Annotated in this window: 15 protein-coding genes and 1 tRNA gene; 5 read left to right on the forward strand and 11 right to left on the reverse strand. The window is 66.2% G+C overall.

Annotated elements, in window-relative coordinates:
* Nucleotides 1–248: 248 nt before the first annotated feature.
* Both AC3WTC_RS08435 and AC3WTC_RS08440 read right to left on the reverse strand, forming a co-directional pair.
* Nucleotides 249–1,370 (reverse strand): inorganic phosphate transporter, encoded by a 1,122-nt coding sequence (locus AC3WTC_RS08435; RefSeq protein ID WP_025878891.1) that lies wholly within the window; start codon nucleotides 1,368–1,370, stop codon nucleotides 249–251.
* A gap of 13 nt (nucleotides 1,371–1,383) precedes the next feature.
* Nucleotides 1,384–2,010: a DUF47 domain-containing protein gene (locus tag AC3WTC_RS08440; RefSeq protein WP_025878890.1), complete on the reverse strand. Its 627-nt coding sequence runs from the start codon at nucleotides 2,008–2,010 to the stop codon at nucleotides 1,384–1,386.
* Between the two features lie 292 nt (nucleotides 2,011–2,302).
* Between AC3WTC_RS08440 and AC3WTC_RS08445 the strand changes: the two genes are divergently transcribed.
* Together AC3WTC_RS08445 and AC3WTC_RS08450 are read left to right on the forward strand one after the other, a co-directional pair.
* On the forward strand, nucleotides 2,303–3,607 hold the full coding sequence (locus tag AC3WTC_RS08445; protein ID WP_032952108.1) for a hemolysin family protein: 1,305 nt from the start codon (nucleotides 2,303–2,305) through the stop codon (nucleotides 3,605–3,607).
* Nucleotides 3,591–4,244, forward strand: a complete 654-nt coding sequence (locus AC3WTC_RS08450) for an exopolysaccharide biosynthesis protein (RefSeq protein WP_025878888.1) — start codon at nucleotides 3,591–3,593, stop codon at nucleotides 4,242–4,244. Before AC3WTC_RS08445 ends, AC3WTC_RS08450 begins: the two co-directional genes overlap by 17 nt.
* Nucleotides 4,245–4,334: 90 nt before the next feature.
* Here the strand turns inward: AC3WTC_RS08450 and AC3WTC_RS08455 are convergent, their stop codons facing one another.
* From AC3WTC_RS08455 to AC3WTC_RS08470, 4 genes are all read right to left on the reverse strand, one after another.
* Nucleotides 4,335–4,832: a pyridoxamine 5'-phosphate oxidase family protein gene (locus AC3WTC_RS08455; protein ID WP_025878887.1), complete on the reverse strand. Its 498-nt coding sequence runs from the start codon at nucleotides 4,830–4,832 to the stop codon at nucleotides 4,335–4,337.
* A 67-nt stretch (nucleotides 4,833–4,899) separates the two neighbouring features.
* Nucleotides 4,900–5,895: an LLM class flavin-dependent oxidoreductase gene (locus AC3WTC_RS08460; protein ID WP_032976501.1), complete on the reverse strand. Its 996-nt coding sequence runs from the start codon at nucleotides 5,893–5,895 to the stop codon at nucleotides 4,900–4,902.
* 122 nt (nucleotides 5,896–6,017) lie between these two features.
* The gene (locus tag AC3WTC_RS08465) at nucleotides 6,018–6,785 is read right to left on the reverse strand and encodes a sulfurtransferase (protein ID WP_492711281.1); all 768 of its coding nucleotides are present in this window, start codon (nucleotides 6,783–6,785) and stop codon (nucleotides 6,018–6,020) included.
* Between the two features lie 296 nt (nucleotides 6,786–7,081).
* The gene (locus AC3WTC_RS08470; RefSeq protein ID WP_025878884.1) at nucleotides 7,082–7,447 is read right to left on the reverse strand and encodes a DUF6164 family protein; all 366 of its coding nucleotides are present in this window, start codon (nucleotides 7,445–7,447) and stop codon (nucleotides 7,082–7,084) included.
* A 69-nt stretch (nucleotides 7,448–7,516) separates the two neighbouring features.
* Between AC3WTC_RS08470 and AC3WTC_RS08475 the strand changes: the two genes are divergently transcribed.
* Both AC3WTC_RS08475 and AC3WTC_RS08480 read left to right on the forward strand, forming a co-directional pair.
* Nucleotides 7,517–7,951, forward strand: coding sequence for an FKBP-type peptidyl-prolyl cis-trans isomerase (locus AC3WTC_RS08475; protein WP_025878883.1), 435 nt, complete (start codon nucleotides 7,517–7,519; stop codon nucleotides 7,949–7,951).
* Nucleotides 7,938–9,185, forward strand: coding sequence for a TIGR03862 family flavoprotein (locus tag AC3WTC_RS08480; protein ID WP_492711282.1), 1,248 nt, complete (start codon nucleotides 7,938–7,940; stop codon nucleotides 9,183–9,185). The genes AC3WTC_RS08475 and AC3WTC_RS08480 overlap by 14 nt, the downstream gene beginning before the upstream one ends.
* A gap of 25 nt (nucleotides 9,186–9,210) precedes the next feature.
* On the opposite strand, the gene AC3WTC_RS08485 is transcribed toward AC3WTC_RS08480, so the two are convergent.
* From AC3WTC_RS08485 to AC3WTC_RS08505, 5 genes are all read right to left on the reverse strand, one after another.
* A complete protein-coding gene (locus AC3WTC_RS08485; protein ID WP_492711283.1) occupies nucleotides 9,211–9,672 on the reverse strand; it encodes a GNAT family N-acetyltransferase in 462 nt (153 codons plus the stop codon).
* A 62-nt stretch (nucleotides 9,673–9,734) separates the two neighbouring features.
* Nucleotides 9,735–11,357 (reverse strand): FMN-binding glutamate synthase family protein, encoded by a 1,623-nt coding sequence (locus AC3WTC_RS08490; protein ID WP_025878880.1) that lies wholly within the window; start codon nucleotides 11,355–11,357, stop codon nucleotides 9,735–9,737.
* A 44-nt stretch (nucleotides 11,358–11,401) separates the two neighbouring features.
* Complete coding sequence (locus tag AC3WTC_RS08495; protein ID WP_093820096.1) at nucleotides 11,402–12,688, reverse strand: nucleotide sugar dehydrogenase; 1,287 nt, start codon at nucleotides 12,686–12,688, stop codon at nucleotides 11,402–11,404.
* Between the two features lie 111 nt (nucleotides 12,689–12,799).
* On the reverse strand, nucleotides 12,800–13,252 hold the full coding sequence (locus tag AC3WTC_RS08500; RefSeq protein WP_492711284.1) for a BLUF domain-containing protein: 453 nt from the start codon (nucleotides 13,250–13,252) through the stop codon (nucleotides 12,800–12,802).
* Nucleotides 13,253–13,310: 58 nt separating this feature from the next.
* Nucleotides 13,311–14,294: a TraB/GumN family protein gene (locus tag AC3WTC_RS08505; RefSeq protein WP_492711285.1), complete on the reverse strand. Its 984-nt coding sequence runs from the start codon at nucleotides 14,292–14,294 to the stop codon at nucleotides 13,311–13,313.
* A gap of 154 nt (nucleotides 14,295–14,448) precedes the next feature.
* Between AC3WTC_RS08505 and AC3WTC_RS08510 the strand changes: the two genes are divergently transcribed.
* Nucleotides 14,449–14,535: transfer RNA gene (locus AC3WTC_RS08510), tRNA-Leu, on the forward strand.
* Nucleotides 14,536–14,998: the final 463 nt, after the last annotated feature.

Below are 14,998 nucleotides of genomic sequence, written 5' to 3' on the forward strand. Positions count from 1 at the left end.
CCCTCACCCTTGGGGGCTTGGCCGCGGCATCCATGCCGCGGACACCCCCGCAACCGGACCCACCCCGCCTTCGACAGGTTCCGGCTGCTGTTGGTGGGTGTCGACTTCCTGCTGCTGTTGGTAGGTGTCGACCTTGGTCGACACGGTAGATCCACGCCATGCGTGGATAACGGAAACCGGATGCTTCATGAAATAAAAAAGCCCGCCGGAATCCGGCGGGCTTTTTGTTTCCAGCGTTGGCGTGGAACTCAGGTCCAGCCGAGCAGCTCGAACAGCTTCAGGATCAGGTAGGCGCAGCCGCCTGCCGCCGGGATGGTCAGGATCCAGGCCCAGACGATGCGTTCGATCACGCCCAGGCGCAGCGAACGCGGGTTCTTGGCGAAGCCTACGCCCATGATCGCGGTGGAGATGCTGTGGGTGGTCGATACCGGCATGCCGAAGTGCGCCGCCAGGGTCAGCACGGTGGCCGAGCTGGTTTCCGCGGCGAAGCCGTGGATCGGGTGCAGCTTGACCATCTTGTGGCCCAGGGTCTTGATGATCTTCCAGCCGCCCGAGGCGGTACCGGCGGCCATCACCACCGCACAGGTCAGCACGATCCACATGGCGATGCCGTCGCCGGCGTGCGCGTCCGGATGCATGAAGGCCAGCCACGACGGCAGGTCGTTCAACGCGCCGGTCGCTTCGGCACCGATCAGGGTCATCGCGATGATGCCCATGGTCTTCTGCGCATCGTTGTGGCCGTGGGCAAAGCCCATGTAGGCCGCCGAAGCGATCTGTGCCTTGCCGAAGAACGCATTGACGATGCGCGGACGTGCCAGCCGGCCGATCGCGCCGCCGATCTTGGCCAGGCCTGCGATCAGTGCCCACAACAGCACCATCACTGCGATGCCGAGCAGGAAGCCTGCGATCGGCGAGGTGATCATCGGCACGAACACCTTCCACAGCAGGCCCTTGTTCTGCGCCCAGCTGCCAAGCCGTTCGGACCAGATCAGCGCGTCCCAGTTGTTGTGGGCCGCAGCCAGGCCGGCGCCGCACAGGCCACCGATCAACGCGTGCGAGGACGAGGACGGCAGGCCCTTCCACCAGGTGATCAGGTTCCAGATGATGCCGCCGAGCAGCGCGCACAGGATCACCTGCGGGGTCACGTCGACCACGTTGGTGTTGAGCAGGCCCGACGCGATGGTCAGTGCAACCGCGGTGCCGGTCAGGGCACCGATGAGGTTCATGAAGGCGGCAAGCATCACCGCCCAACCGGGCGACAGTACTTTGGTTGCCACCACGGTAGCGATGGAGTTGGCGGTATCGTGGAAGCCGTTGATGAACTCGAAGACGAGCGCGGCCAGGATCACCACCAGGACTAGGGTGAGCATCGGTACCGGCCCGTCAGCTGTTCTTCAACACGATCTGGTACGCCACCACACCGGCCTCGCGGCAGCGGTCGATGGCCTTTTCCAGGATCTCGAAGAATTCCTTGAGCAGGAACATCTGCAGGTTGTCCAGGCGACCGGAGTAGATGTCGCGGTACAGCTCGAGCATCAGACGGTCGGCCTCATTTTCCAGCGAGCGCAGGCGCTCGTTGAGCGCGGTCATCCGGTCCAGGTTCATGTGGCGCAGGTCGGCGACCATCTCCACCACTACGCCAGCGGCCTGCTCCAGCATCGCCGCGCGCGGCGCGAAGTCGATGTGTTCCAGGTGGGTGGTGGCCAGCGAATAGCGATCGGCGAACTTCTCGATCTGCTTGGGAATCTTGTACAGGGCCGAGCCCAGCGCTTCGATGTCTTCGCGCTCGATCGGGGTCATGAAGCTGTCCACCAGCGCCTGGCTGATCTTGTCCGAGGCCGCGCGTTCGCGCAGACGGGCCAGCTTGAAGGCATCCAGGGCGGGCTGGCGATCGGCGTCGCGCAGCATCGAATGCAGTGCCTTGGCGGCATCGGAAGCCGCGACGGCAGCCTCATCGAGCAGGGTGTAGAACTGTTTGCCGGAACCGAAAATGGTCTGCAGAGAGAACATTGAGAAACCTGTCAGCCGTCGCGGGAAGGACGGCACCAGTGCGAATTATGACGGCTAGATGACCATCACGGGTATCCCTGCCCCTTTCCGGGGGTCGGGACGCCCAAAACTGAACAGGCATTTGCCACCCAGCCACGGCCCTTTGCTAAGATGCCAGCGCGCCTTCGGGCGCACCTTATGGACGACGACCCTTATCCCCCAGCGCCGCGCCGGACCCCGTTCCTGAGCGCCTGCCGCCATCGCAAGCACCCGCCCTCCCTGTCACCAACCGGGGACGATGCCCGTGTTTGAAATGATCCTGATTGTTTTCGCGCTTGTTCTGCTGAACGGCTTCTTTGCCATGTCCGAGATGTCGGTCATGACCTCGCGCAAGAGCCGGCTGAAGCAGCTGGCCGGCACCTCCAAGCGCGCGGCCAAGGCCCTGGAGCTGTCGGAGAAGCCGGAAGCCTTCCTGTCCACCGTCCAGATCGGCATCACCGTGATCGGCGTGCTGACCGGCTTCCTCGGCGGCGAGGCACTGGGTGAAGCCATCGGCGGCTGGATCCAGGGGCTGATGCCGGGCTTCGCCTACGCCGGCGGCATCGGCAAGGCCCTTGCAGTCACCTTCATCACCTTCATCACGCTGATCTTCGGCGAACTGGTGCCCAAGCGGCTGGCCCTGACCCGCTCAGAGGACATCGCCGGCCTGGTGGCGCTGCCGATGAGCTGGCTGGCCAAGCTGGCCTTCCCCTTCGTCTGGCTGCTGTCCAAGACCACCCAGCTGGTGCTGCGCCTGTTCGGCCTGGGCAAGGACGAGGTCGCGTCGGTGACCGAAGAGGAGATCCGCATGCTGGTGGCCGAGAGCCACGAGGCCGGCGTGATCGACAGCCACGAGCGCGACATGATGAACCGCGTGATGCGCCTGGGCGACCGTACCGCCGACAGCCTGATGACCCCGCGCAACCGGATCGCCTGGCTGGATACGCTGGGTGGCCTGGACAAGAACCTGGAGATCATGGCCGAGCACGAGTTCTCGCGGTACCCGGTGTACCGCGACAACGACATGGACGTGGTCGGCGTGCTTGAGCTGAAATCGCTGGCCACGCGGATGGCACGCGGCGACAACGCGCTGTTCCAGACGTTGCGCGAACCGCTGTACGTCTCCGAATCCACCCATGCGATGAAGCTGCTGGAGATCTTCCGCGAAGAACAGCAGTCGATGGCGCTGGTGGTGGACGAGTACGGCGAGATCCAGGGCCTGGTAACCATCAGCGATTTGATGGGCGCGGTGGTCGGCCGCCTGCAGGCAACGGAAAATGCCGACGAGGACGCGCTGGTGGTGACCCGTGAGGACGGCTCGCTGCTGGTGGACGGCTCGCTGCCGATCGAGGACCTGCGCGAGCTGATCGGCAGCAACGACCTGCCCGACGCCGAGGATGGCGATTACTACACCCTGGCCGGCATGTGCATCCACTTCTTCGGCCGCATCCCGCACGCGGGCGAGTACTTCGACTGGGCCGGCTGGCGCTTCGAGGTGGTCGATCTGGACGGTGCGCGCGTGGACAAACTGCTGCTTCGCACCCTGTCCGACGAGCAGGCCGATGAGCTCACCGCCTGACGCCGGCCCCGGCGCTGCATCGCCGGAGTACCGCAACGAGGGCATCCGGACCCTGCTGGCGATGTTCGCCTTCGGTGACCCGGCCCAGCACATGAAGCTGGGGCAGATCCTGCAGGATCTGCAGCAGAGTGCCTTTGGTGTATTCCTGTTCGTCGCCATCCTGCCGGCCTTCATCCCCATCCCGGGGCTGGGCGGCGCAGTCAGCGGTCCGTTGGTGATCCTGATCGGCCTGCAGATGCTGTTCTGCATGCGCCGGCCCTGGCTGCCCGGCTTCATTGCCCGTCGCGGGCCGAAGCGCGGCACCATGCACCGGTTCCTGGATCGCATTGACGGTGCCCTGCGCCGTCTCGACCGCATGCTCAAGCCGCGCATGCCGCAACTGCTGACCCCGGCTCCCGCCCACGCCTTCAGCGGCCTGCTGCTGGTGCTGCTGGGCCTGCTGCTGTCGCTGCCGATTCCGTTCACCAACTATCTGTTCGGCTTCCAGTTGCTGCTGTTCGCGCTGGCCCTGCTTGAACGCGACGGCGCGCTGATGTTGTTCAACTGGGTGGCTGCGCTGGTGGCGATCGCTTTCTTCGGCTTCAGTTCCGGGCAGCTGGTGGGCTACACCGTCGACCTGTTCCAGCGCTGGTTCTGAGCGCCTGCCGCTGCGCTCGCCGGGCATGGCCCGGCGCTACCCTGAGCCCCGCCCGGGGAGCGCCGGGCCATGCCCGGCGGGTTACTGCAATCAACGCAGATCGATGAATCCGTTGTCGCCCAACCGTGCCGGCTCATCCTGCACCGCCGACAACACGAAACTCAACGCCGAGCCGAGCAGCGTGCCCGGTCCGTCCCAGTACTCGGCGGTCTCTGCACGCACGTGGATCAAGCGCAGGCTCGGGTCATCCGGGCCGCCCGGGAAGAACAGCTTCATCGCCGGCGACCACAGCTCTTCGACCTTCGCGCGGTCATCGATGATCCGTGCCACGCCGGCTACCGACACATACGTATTCTTCGATGGCGAGGCATAGGCCACGTTGACCCGCGGGTCGAGCGCGATCTCGGCCACCTTCGGGCTGTCGGCCGCAGTAGCGAACCACAGGTCGCCATCGAAGGCGACCTGCTGGGTGCCGAGTGGACGGCTGTAGAGGCGCCCATCGACACCACGGGTGGTGAACATCGCCACCTCCACGTCCTTGATCAGTTCAGCCAGCTGGGCAATGTGCTCGGTACGCGATTCGTCCATGGGGGACTCCGGAAGTGGGAGTCCCCATCAGACGCGTCCGCACCGCAAATTGCCGTGACGCAATTGTTCAGCCCGCGTGGCGGGCATGCCAGGCGTGCATTGCCAGCTCGAACGAGCGAAGACGCGCGCGGTGGTCGTACAGGTTGGCGGTAAGCATCAGTTCGTCGGGCTGATGGCGTTCGACGAACGCCGCGATGCCATCGGCGACCTGCTGCGGATCACCCAGCACGGTGCACGCCAGCGCCCGCTCCACGCCGAGCTTCTCGTGGGGTTCCCAGAACGCTTCGATGTCATCGATCGGCGCCGGAATCTTGCCCGGACGGCCGCGACGCAGGTTGACGAAGCTCTGCTGCTGGCTGGTGAACAACCGCCGCGATTCGGCCTCGCTGTCACTGGCCACCACGTTCAACGCCAGCATTGCGTGCGGCTGCTTGAGCGTGGCCGAAGGGCGGAATTCGCGGCGATACACCGCAAGCGCTTCATCCATGGAATCGGGGGCGAAGTGCGAGGCGAATGCATACGGCAGGCCCATCGAGGCGGCCATGCGTGCGCCGAACAGGCTGGAACCGAGGATCCAGGTCGGCACCCGCAGGCCGCCACCCGGTACGGCCTGCACCGCCTGCCCAGGCTGCACCGGTTCGAAGTAGTGCAGCAGCTCGCGTACGTCCTGCGGAAACTGGTCGGCGCTGTCGAAATAGCGGCGCAGGGCGCGGGCGGTCGGCTGGTCGGTACCCGGTGCGCGGCCCAGGCCAAGGTCGATGCGATCGGGGTACAGCGAGGCCAGGGTGCCGAACTGCTCGGCCACCTGCAGCGGCGCATGGTTGGGCAGCATGATGCCGCCGGCGCCGACGCGGATGCGTTGGGTGCCACCGGCCACATGACCGATCAGCACCGCCGTGGCGGCACTGGCGATGCCAGGCATGTTGTGGTGTTCGGCCAGCCAGTAGCGGCGGTAGCCCAGCGCATCGGCATGCTGGGCGAGCTCAAGCATGTTGGCAAAGGCGGCAGTGGTATCGCTGCCCTCGCAGACCGGGGCCAGGTCGAGAATCGACAACGGGATCATCAGGCGGTTTTCCGTCACAAGATCCCCGTTTGATGGGGTCGCCCTGCCCCCACGGCCAGTGCCGGTGGCGGGACGCTGATTCCTGCCTGGCCGGTTCAGGCCCGCAGGCCAATGTGGACGGGTCAGAACGCGCTGGGGCGTGGCTCGGGCAACGGCTCGTCCACCAACGGCTTCAGTTCGGCATCCAGCGCCACCCGTTCGTCGAACACGAAACAACGACCTTCGTAGCCCTCACCGCCGACTTCCTCGAAGTAGCCGAGGATGCCGCCATCGAGCTGCAGCACGTTGTCCATGCCGTCGTTGAGCATCCACAGCGCCGCCTTCTCGCAGCGGATGCCACCGGTACAGAAACTGACCACGGTGCTGTCCTTCAGCGCTTCACGATGGGGCGCCAGCGCCTCGGGCAGATCGGTGAACTTGTGGATGGGCAGTACCAGCGCATCCTTGAAGGTGCCGTACTCGATCTCCTGCAGGTTGCGCGTATCGAGCATCACCACGCGCTTGCCAGCATCATCATGCCCCTGCCGCAGCCAACGCTGCACGGTGGCAGGATCGATGGCCGGCGCGCGCGGGTAGTCCAGCGGTTGGCCATCGTCACGACGGAAGCTGATGATCTCGTCCTTGACCTTGGCTTTCAGCCGCGCGAACGGCTGGTGTTCGCTGAAGCTGGTCTTTACCCGCATATCGGCGAAGCGCGCATCAACACGCAGTTCCGCGTAGAAGCCATCGATCGCGGACGGCGCACCCGCCAGGAACAGGTTCAGCCCCTCGCCCGCCACCAGGATCGTACCCTGCAGGCCGGACGCCTCGGCACGCGCCTGCAGCTGGTCGCACAGGGCCTGGGGGGCGTCGATGACGGCGAAATGATAGGCAGCGGTATTGGCGATCATCCCGCCATTTTAGCGCCTGTCCGCCCCCGCATCAGCCTCCACCGTTCATCCACGCATGGCGTGGATCTACCACAGTGTCGACCAAGGTCGACATCTACCGACAGCACCCGGAACGCGTCCGGGGCGGGGCGGTATAGGCAGGCGGGACCGTTGGCGCCATGGATGGCGCCATCGAGCCCCCAAGGATGGGTCTACGGCGTGTCCCGCCTGCCTATACCGCCCCGCCCACCACGGAACGCCCGCTGTTGCTGTTGCCGTTGCCTCTGCGGGTGCCGGGTGCAACCCGGCCGGCCCCCCTACCCCCGCAGCAGCATGAACGGCAGCAGCACCAGTGCCGCCGCCACCGCCATGCCCAGCAGCACCAGCACCACGAACACAGGGCGGCGGCGCAACAGGCTGCCAAAGGTCTCGGCAGTGCCATCGCGCAGGGCCTGCTCGCGCTCAGCGCGGACCCGCACCCCGCGGGCCGCCTGGTACTCGGCCATCAGCGCCTTGGCACGCGGCTGGTCGGCATCCTCGCGCAGCCACAGGCCACCATTGGAGATGCCCCACGGACTGGGTTCGGTGCGGTACCAAGCGATGCCGTGCTGGTCCAGCAGCGTGCAGACATCGGCATATTCGTCGTTGCCGACATTGCGCAGATTGAGCAGGAGTTTTGCCATGCCACCATGATACCCGGCGCCGATGCGCTAACCTTGCCGCCCTCGACTCATCGCCCCTGGAGACGCCTGATGCGCCGCCTGCTGCTTCCCCTGCTGCTGTCCCTCGCCGCCGTTGGTTGCTCGTCGGAGCCGTCCGGCCCGCCGCCGGGAGGCACCATTGCCACGTTCGAGCGCATCGACACCCAGCCGGGCAGTGGTGCCGAGGCCGTGCCGGGCCAGAAGGTCAGCGTGCATTACACCGGCTGGATCTACGACGAGCGCGCCGACAACAAGCACGGCAAGACCTTCGACAGTTCGGTCGAGCGCGGCGAGCCGTTCACCTTCACGCTGGGTGCGGGCCAGGTCATCCGTGGCTGGGATGAAGGCGTCGCCGGCATGAAGGTCGGCGGCAAGCGCACGCTGATGATTCCGCCGGAATTCGGCTATGGCGACCGCCAGGTCGGCCCGATTCCGGCAGGTTCGTCGCTGGTGTTCGACGTCGAGCTGCTCAATGTCCAACAGTGACGTCCGCCCGCCGCGCCGCATCGCCGTCATCGGCGGCGGCCCGGCCGGGTTGTTTGCCGCCGAGCGGCTGCGCGCGGCAGGCCTGGATGTCGATCTGTACGAGGCCAAGGGCTCGCCGGGCCGCAAATTCCTGATCGCCGGCAAGGGTGGGCTCAACCTCACCCATTCTGACGCACGTCCACTGTTCGACAGCCGCTACCGCGAGCAGGCAACCCGCGTCGGCCGCTGGCTGGATGGTTTCGACGCGCAGGCGCTGCGCGACTGGGCCGCAGGCTTCGGTGTGGAAACCTACGTCGGCAGTTCCGGCCGGGTGTTCCCGGTCGACCGCAAGGCGGCACCGTTGCTGCGCGGCTGGGTCCGCCGGCTGAAGGAACAGGGCGTGCGCCTGCACGTCAACCATCGCTGGCTGGGCTGGAGCGACGACGGCGCACTGCGTTTTGCCACCGACAACGGCGAACTGGAGGTGCGCGCCGATGCGACCGTACTGGCACTGGGCGGCGGAAGCTGGCCACAGCTGGGCAGTGACGGTGCATGGGTTCCGACGTTGCAGGCCCGCGCCGTGGACATCGCGCCGCTGCAATCGGCCAACTGTGGATTCGATATTGCGTGGACACCGTTCTTCGCGCAGCGCCATGCGGGTGCGCCACTGAGGCCGGTCGTGGCACATTGGCATGGCCTCGACGGCGAGCCGCACACCCTGCAAGGGGAGTGCGTGGCCAGCGAGTACGGTATCGAAGGCAGCCTGATCTACGCCCTGTCGGCCGATCTGCGCGAAACCCTCAACCGCGACGGCCACGCCACGCTGTGGCTGGACCTGGTTCCGGGCCGCGACGAGGCACGGCTGCTGGCCGACCTTTCGCAGCCGCGCAAGGGGCGAAGCTTCGGCGAGCACCTGCGTCGCCAGGCTGGACTGGACCCAGTGAAGACCGCGCTGGTGTTCGAAACACTGGGCAAGGATGCTGGCAACGATCTGGCCGCGGTGATCGCCACGTTGAAGCGCCTGCCACTGCGCCTGCTGCGCCCGCGGCCGATGGCCGAGGTGATCAGCACGGCCGGCGGCGTGCGCCTGGACGCGCTGGACGAGGGCCTGATGCTGCGTGCCTTGCCCGGCGTGTTCTGCGCCGGAGAGATGCTGGACTGGGAAGCACCGACCGGCGGCTACCTGTTGACGGCGTGCTATGCCAGCGGACTGCGTGCGGCAGAGGGCGTGACCGCGTGGTTGGCCACGCGTTGATCAACGCGCGATAGCGCCGTAAATTTCACCCCGGCCGGCGCATCTTCACCGACGCCAATGCCACGCCACTGGGATGCGGATACAGCTCCTCGCGCTCGGCGACGAAGCCCTGCCGCTGGTAGAACGGCACGGCGTTGAGCGAGGCCGACAGCACAACCTCCCGCGTCGGGTCGGCCAGGGCCAGCAACCGCTGCATTAGCGCCTGGCCGATACCCTGCCCGCCCCGATCCGGATCAACGAACAGCGCATCGATCTCGTTGCCCTCGGCATCGAACACACCGAACCCCAGCACATTGCCCCGGTCATCCTCGGCTACGACGCCGCCGCCCTGCCCCAGCAGCCGCGAATACTGCACCGGCGGCGGCGATGCCGACCAGGGTGCAATCACCTCCGGCGGATAGTGGCTGCTGCACAGCTCACGCACGCAGCGCGTTCGCAGGGCCCACAGCGTGCCCACATCATCGTCGGTACCCGTCCTGAACTGCATGCAGCCTCCTTGCATGGATGGTTTTCGTGCAGTCGAGCATGGGCTCGGTCCTGCAACGCGGGTCATCGCGACTTGCTGGCACGCAGCGCCTGGATCTTCGGTGGCGGCTGGAACGAATCGCTGCGTGCGTCCGCCCAGAACGAATGGAACACCGCGTGGTCGGGCACCTTGTGCAGCAGCTCGCCCGGTTCCAGGTAGCGATACAGCGAGGCCAGTGAACGGATCTCGACCGGCGACACCCGGCGCAGAATATGTTCCGGGCCGAGCTCGGCCGGATCGTTCAAGCCCGCCGCGCACAGCAACTCCTTCAGCGCGTGCAGGGTGTGCTCGTGGAAGCTGTACACGCGCGTGGCCTTGTCCGGTGCATCCAGATGCTTCCAGCGCGCCGGATCCTGGGTCGCGATGCCGGTCGGGCACTTGTCGGTATGGCAGCTGAGCGACTGGATGCAGCCCAGCGCGAACATGAAACCGCGCCCGGCATTGCACCAGTCGGCGCCCATCGCAATGGTGCGGGCGATATCGAACGCGCTGGTGATCTTGCCGGCAGCGCCGATACGGATGTGCTCGCGCAGGTCCAGGCCGACCAGGGTGTTGTGCACCAGCAGCAACGCTTCGTGCATCGGCACCCCCACGTGATCGACGAATTCGGCCGGTGCCGCGCCGGTACCGCCTTCGGCGCCATCGACGACGATGAAATCAGGCAGCAGACCGGTCTCGTGCATTGCCTTGGCAATGCCGAACCATTCCCATGGGTGGCCGATGGCCAGCTTGAAACCAACCGGCTTGCCACCGGACAGTTCACGCAGGCGGGCCACGAACTGCAGCAGTTCAACCGGCGTGGAGAACGCCGAATGGCGCGATGGCGACACGCAGTCCACGCCCATCGGCACGCCACGCGTCACCGAGATCTCGGCAGTCACCTTCGGCGCCGGCAGCACCCCGCCATGGCCGGGCTTGGCACCCTGCGACAGCTTGATCTCGATCATCTTCACCTGATCGTGGTTGGCATTGGCAACGAAGCGTTCCTCGCTGAAGCCGCCCTTCTCGTCACGGCACCCGAAGTAGCCCGAGCCGATCTCCCAGACCAGGTCACCGCCCATCTCCCGGTGATACGGCGAAATCGAGCCTTCGCCGGTATCGTGGTAGAAACCCCCCAGGCGTGCGCCTTCGTTCAATGCGCGGATCGCATTGGCCGACAGCGAACCGAAACTCATCGCCGAGATGTTGAACACGCTGGCCGAATAGGGCTTGGCACAGTTCGGACCGATCAGCACGCGGAAATCATGCTTGGCGATGGTGGTCGGCGCCAGCGAATGGTTGATCCATTCGTAGTCCACCGCATATGTGCTGCGCAGGGTACCGAAGGGCACCGTGTCCATCTGGTTCTTGGCGCGCTGGTAGATCAGCGCGCGCTGCTGCCGCGAGAACGGCACATCCTCCAGATCGCTCTGCACGAAGTACTGGCGGATCTCCGGGCCGATCGATTCCAGGCCATAACGGAAGTGCGCCATCACCGGATAGTTGCGGCGCAGGGTGCTGCGCTTCTGCAGCAGGTCCCAGGTCCCCAGCGCCACCATCGCAGCTGTAATGCCGACGCCCCAGTACCAGGCCGGCCAGATCGTGGCCAGCCACAGGCAGATCGGAAACATCAGGATGGCGAGCAGGTAGACGATATACCGGTGCATGGCGTTCCTCGGTTGCAACTGCCCCGAGTCTACCGCGCAAGCACCTACAGGCGATCGTCGACCACGCTGCGCGGCCAGGCGGACTTCACGTCATAGACCAGCCCACCGGGCGCCAACAGGCTGCGGATATGGGCATCGTCCATCGCCTTGAAGCTCTCATGCGCCACCGCCAGCACCACCGCGTCGTAGCTGCCGGGCGCCGGCTCGGCCAGCCAGTTCACGCCCTCGTCCGCCATGGCAGCTGGCCCCACCCACGGATCGCTGACGTCCACCTGCGCGCCGCTGCCGGCCAGCCGCTGGGCCAGTTCCAGCGCGCGGCTGTTGCGCAGGTCCGGGCAGTCCTCCTTGAAGGTCACGCCCAGCACCAGGATGCGCGAGTGCGCTGGCATGCGGCCACGTTCGGCCAGCATCGCCAGCACGCGTTTGGCCACATGTTCGCCCACCCGGTTGTTGACCTGCCGGGCGGTGTGGATGAGGTCGGGGTGGTAGCCCATGCTTTCGGACTTGTGCAGCAGGTAGTACGGGTCCACGCCGATGCAGTGGCCTCCCACCAGCCCCGGCCGGAACGGCAGGAAGTTCCATTTGCTGCCTGCGGCGTCGAGCACATCCTGGGTGTCGATGCCGAGGCGATCGAAGATCAGGGCCAACTCGTTGACCAGCGCGATGTTGACGTCGCGCTGGATGTTCTCCACCACCTTGGCCGCTTCGGCGACCCGCATCGACGGCACCGGGAACGTACCGGCGGTGATGATCCGCTGGTACAGGCCATCGACCACCGCAGCCACGTCCGGCGTTGAACCGGAGGTGATCTTGCGGATGTCGGCCAGGCGCCGCTGGCGGTCACCCGGGCTGACCCGCTCGGGACTGTAGCCGCAGTAGAAATCCTCGTTGAAGCGCAGCCCCGAGCCCTGTTCCAGCAGCGGCACGCAGACTTCTTCGGTGGTACCCGGGTAGACGGTGGATTCGTAGATCACCAGATCACCGACGCGCAGATGGCTGGCGATCAGTCGCGTCGCCGAGCGCAAGGGCTCCAGATCAGGCTGCTCGTAGGCATCGATCGGCGTGGGCACGGTGACGATGTAGACGTTGCAGGCGTCGAGCTGCGCCGGATCGCTGCTGTAACGCAGCAGCGACGCGCTGGCCAGTTCGTCCGGCTCCATTTCCAGCGTGTGGTCCTGCCCGCCGGCCAGTTCGGCGATGCGCGCAGCATCGATGTCGTACCCCAGGGTAGGCAGTTGGCGGCCGAACGCCACTGCCAACGGCAGCCCGACATATCCCAGGCCGATGATGGCCGGGGACGGGCTCTGTGCTGCGCCGATCGGCGCACTCATGCGCGGCGTCCAACAGGCGGCGATGGTGTCCACTGGGTCATGCGAGGATCCGGGAGCAGGCAAACGTGCCGACAAGGTTAACCGCGGCAGCGGCGCCAGACCACGCCCGGATCAGGATCCGAGGCTGACGGCAGCCGGCTCGAGTTCGCCGTGCCGCCCCGTCCAGGCCCGCAACAACAGGCAGAAGCCATCATCCGGGGGCTCCTGCCCCAGGCTGAAACCATGCCACGGGGCCGCCACGATGCTGCCCAGCGTCGCCGCATCCACGTGCCGGTTGGCCATCGTCCAGCGCGGGAACCAGCGGCTCGGGATCGGGCCTGCGGCAAGCTGGATGATGCTGCCGTGGCGACGCGCGTTGCCGATCCGCGCGTGCACCGAAGCCAGTCCATCCCGTGGGCCTTCGATGTACTGCAGGAAACGGCTGCCATCGAACATCAGCGCCCCGGTCACCCCGGCCATGCGGTTGAACGCGGTTGCATCGGCCAGCAATGCATCGAGCTCGGGCACGTCCAGTCCCTCCCTGGCCGTGCTGACATAAGCGTACGCATGCAACGGCATGTCCATCACTCCCCTCCTGAGTGCAGAGGAATATGACAGGAAGCACGAGGACTTCAAGCATTGGCTATTCCGGCGGCGACTCGACCTGATAACCGCGTTGCACCAGCGCATCCAGATAGCCCTCGCCCAGCAGCAGGCTGACCGGCACCGTCGCGAAGGTGCCTGGATGACGGCTCAGCGCCGCATCCACGCCCTGCAGCCAGCGCGTGCGTACCTGCTGCGGCATATCGCTCCAGCCGCGCCGGCGCACGAAGGCCGAATCCTGCAGCAGTTCGCGGCAGGTCTGGGCCATCGCCGAACCCGACAGCCGGCGCAGTGCCGCGACATCCCCCAGCGCCCAGGCGTTGGCGCGCTCGCGCAGCACCGGTGCCTGGAATTCCACCGTGTCGAGCGTGCGTTCGAAACACGCGCGGTCATCTACTTCGGTCGCCTGCAGCTCCTTCAACGTGCCACGGATGTCGTCGACCTTCAGCTTGACCTGCACGTCTTCCGGCTTCAGATCGTGCGCCTTGTACGCGCGCCCGAGTGCTTCCTTGACCTGCTTGCCATCGCGTAGGCCGTTGCGCTTGAGGAAAGCCTGGTACAAGCGGCCGGAGGCAACCAGCGGACGGTCCTTTTCCACGCCACGGTCATTGCCCAGGTAGGTCTGTTTCAGGCCGAGCCAGCGCGCGTGCGTTGCCGGCGGCAGGATCTGGTCAAGCGTGCGCCCCTGCGGATCGCGCGCGGTCTTCAATGCCAGTGGCAGCAGGGTCAGGCCCTTGAACACACCGATCTTCGCATCGAGGGCGAAACCCGGATCGCCCAGCACATGGTCGACGCTGGCAATGGTCCGCTCCACTTCGTCGGAGCGCCATTGCACACCGCTCGGCAACGGCGAGACCGTGCCCAGGATCCACAACACATGCCCCTGTGGAGCGGTGACCTTCCAGAGGCCGGGGCCGGGTTGTTCGCCGGTCACCTGCACCGTCGCCATGTCCACCACCGCGCCGGTGGGCGCAGGCCCCTGCTGCGCGGCGGCCGGGCCGATCCCCAGCATCAGCCCCAGCACGGCACTGCATCCGATCCATCGCCTGCCACGTGCACGCATATCGCCATTCCCGGGAACGTTGGCGGACTGTACCCAGCGCCGCGCCCGGTTGCGTAAAAGCCGCGTTAGCCGGCGGCAGCGGCGGCGATTCCGTTACAATCGGCGCGCGCTGCAGGCCCGGATGGCGAAACTGGTAGACGCATCGGACTTAAAATCCGCCGACCGCAAGGTCATGCCGGTTCGATTCCGGCTCCGGGCACCAACGGTTTCGGGCGATTTCTTGTAGCTCCCAGCGCTCCGCAATTTTCGACTTGCTCCGCAAAAGCGAGCTGGCCGTGCTCACACGCCCCGGCGCAGTTCCCTCAGACCTGTCCTCAGCCGTGTCTTCATCGGGTCCTTCGCCCTTGGCTTCGTCACCGCCGGCGAACGGATTGGCGCCAGCGCTTCCTTTACTCGTTCCAGGTCCCTCGCCCCCCCCTCGATCAAGCAGCGTGCCTGCTGCAGCTGTTTATGTAGGCGGCAGGGCGGGCAGCGGCGGTAGAGGCTCGCTCGGAGTGTCGTCCACCATCCGAGCCACAGCTGCTCGCAGCCGCATCCGGGGGTCCAGCCTGCCCGCGCACCAGCGCTCGGCATGGCGTTTACCCTGGAAGATGCAGGCCGCCCGCTCATTCCTCGTCTCCCACATCTTTCAAGCACCCAGATGCACGCGCACACCTGGATCTTTG

The organism is Stenotrophomonas sp. FW305-C-20-S1, assembly GCF_058783335.1.

Excerpts from the sequence above, each read along its gene's own strand:
- AC3WTC_RS08435 (WP_025878891.1), bottom strand. The coding sequence starts at position 1,370 with ATGCTCACCCTAGTCCTGGTGGTGATCCTGGCCGCGCTCGTCTTCGAG.
- AC3WTC_RS08470 (WP_025878884.1), bottom strand. The coding sequence starts at position 7,447 with ATGGCAAAACTCCTGCTCAATCTGCGCAATGTCGGCAACGACGAATAT.
- AC3WTC_RS08460 (WP_032976501.1), bottom strand. The coding sequence starts at position 5,895 with ATGATCCCGTTGTCGATTCTCGACCTGGCCCCGGTCTGCGAGGGCAGC.
- AC3WTC_RS08490 (WP_025878880.1), bottom strand. The coding sequence starts at position 11,357 with ATGCACCGGTATATCGTCTACCTGCTCGCCATCCTGATGTTTCCGATC.
- AC3WTC_RS08455 (WP_025878887.1), bottom strand. The coding sequence starts at position 4,832 with ATGGACGAATCGCGTACCGAGCACATTGCCCAGCTGGCTGAACTGATC.
- AC3WTC_RS08475 (WP_025878883.1), top strand. The coding sequence starts at position 7,517 with ATGCGCCGCCTGCTGCTTCCCCTGCTGCTGTCCCTCGCCGCCGTTGGT.
- AC3WTC_RS08495 (WP_093820096.1), bottom strand. The coding sequence starts at position 12,688 with ATGAGTGCGCCGATCGGCGCAGCACAGAGCCCGTCCCCGGCCATCATC.
- AC3WTC_RS08480 (WP_492711282.1), top strand. The coding sequence starts at position 7,938 with ATGTCCAACAGTGACGTCCGCCCGCCGCGCCGCATCGCCGTCATCGGC.
- AC3WTC_RS08440 (WP_025878890.1), bottom strand. The coding sequence starts at position 2,010 with ATGTTCTCTCTGCAGACCATTTTCGGTTCCGGCAAACAGTTCTACACC.
- AC3WTC_RS08450 (WP_025878888.1), top strand. The coding sequence starts at position 3,591 with ATGAGCTCACCGCCTGACGCCGGCCCCGGCGCTGCATCGCCGGAGTAC.
- AC3WTC_RS08465 (WP_492711281.1), bottom strand. The coding sequence starts at position 6,785 with ATGATCGCCAATACCGCTGCCTATCATTTCGCCGTCATCGACGCCCCC.
- AC3WTC_RS08445 (WP_032952108.1), top strand. The coding sequence starts at position 2,303 with ATGATCCTGATTGTTTTCGCGCTTGTTCTGCTGAACGGCTTCTTTGCC.
- AC3WTC_RS08500 (WP_492711284.1), bottom strand. The coding sequence starts at position 13,252 with ATGGACATGCCGTTGCATGCGTACGCTTATGTCAGCACGGCCAGGGAG.
- AC3WTC_RS08485 (WP_492711283.1), bottom strand. The coding sequence starts at position 9,672 with ATGCAGTTCAGGACGGGTACCGACGATGATGTGGGCACGCTGTGGGCC.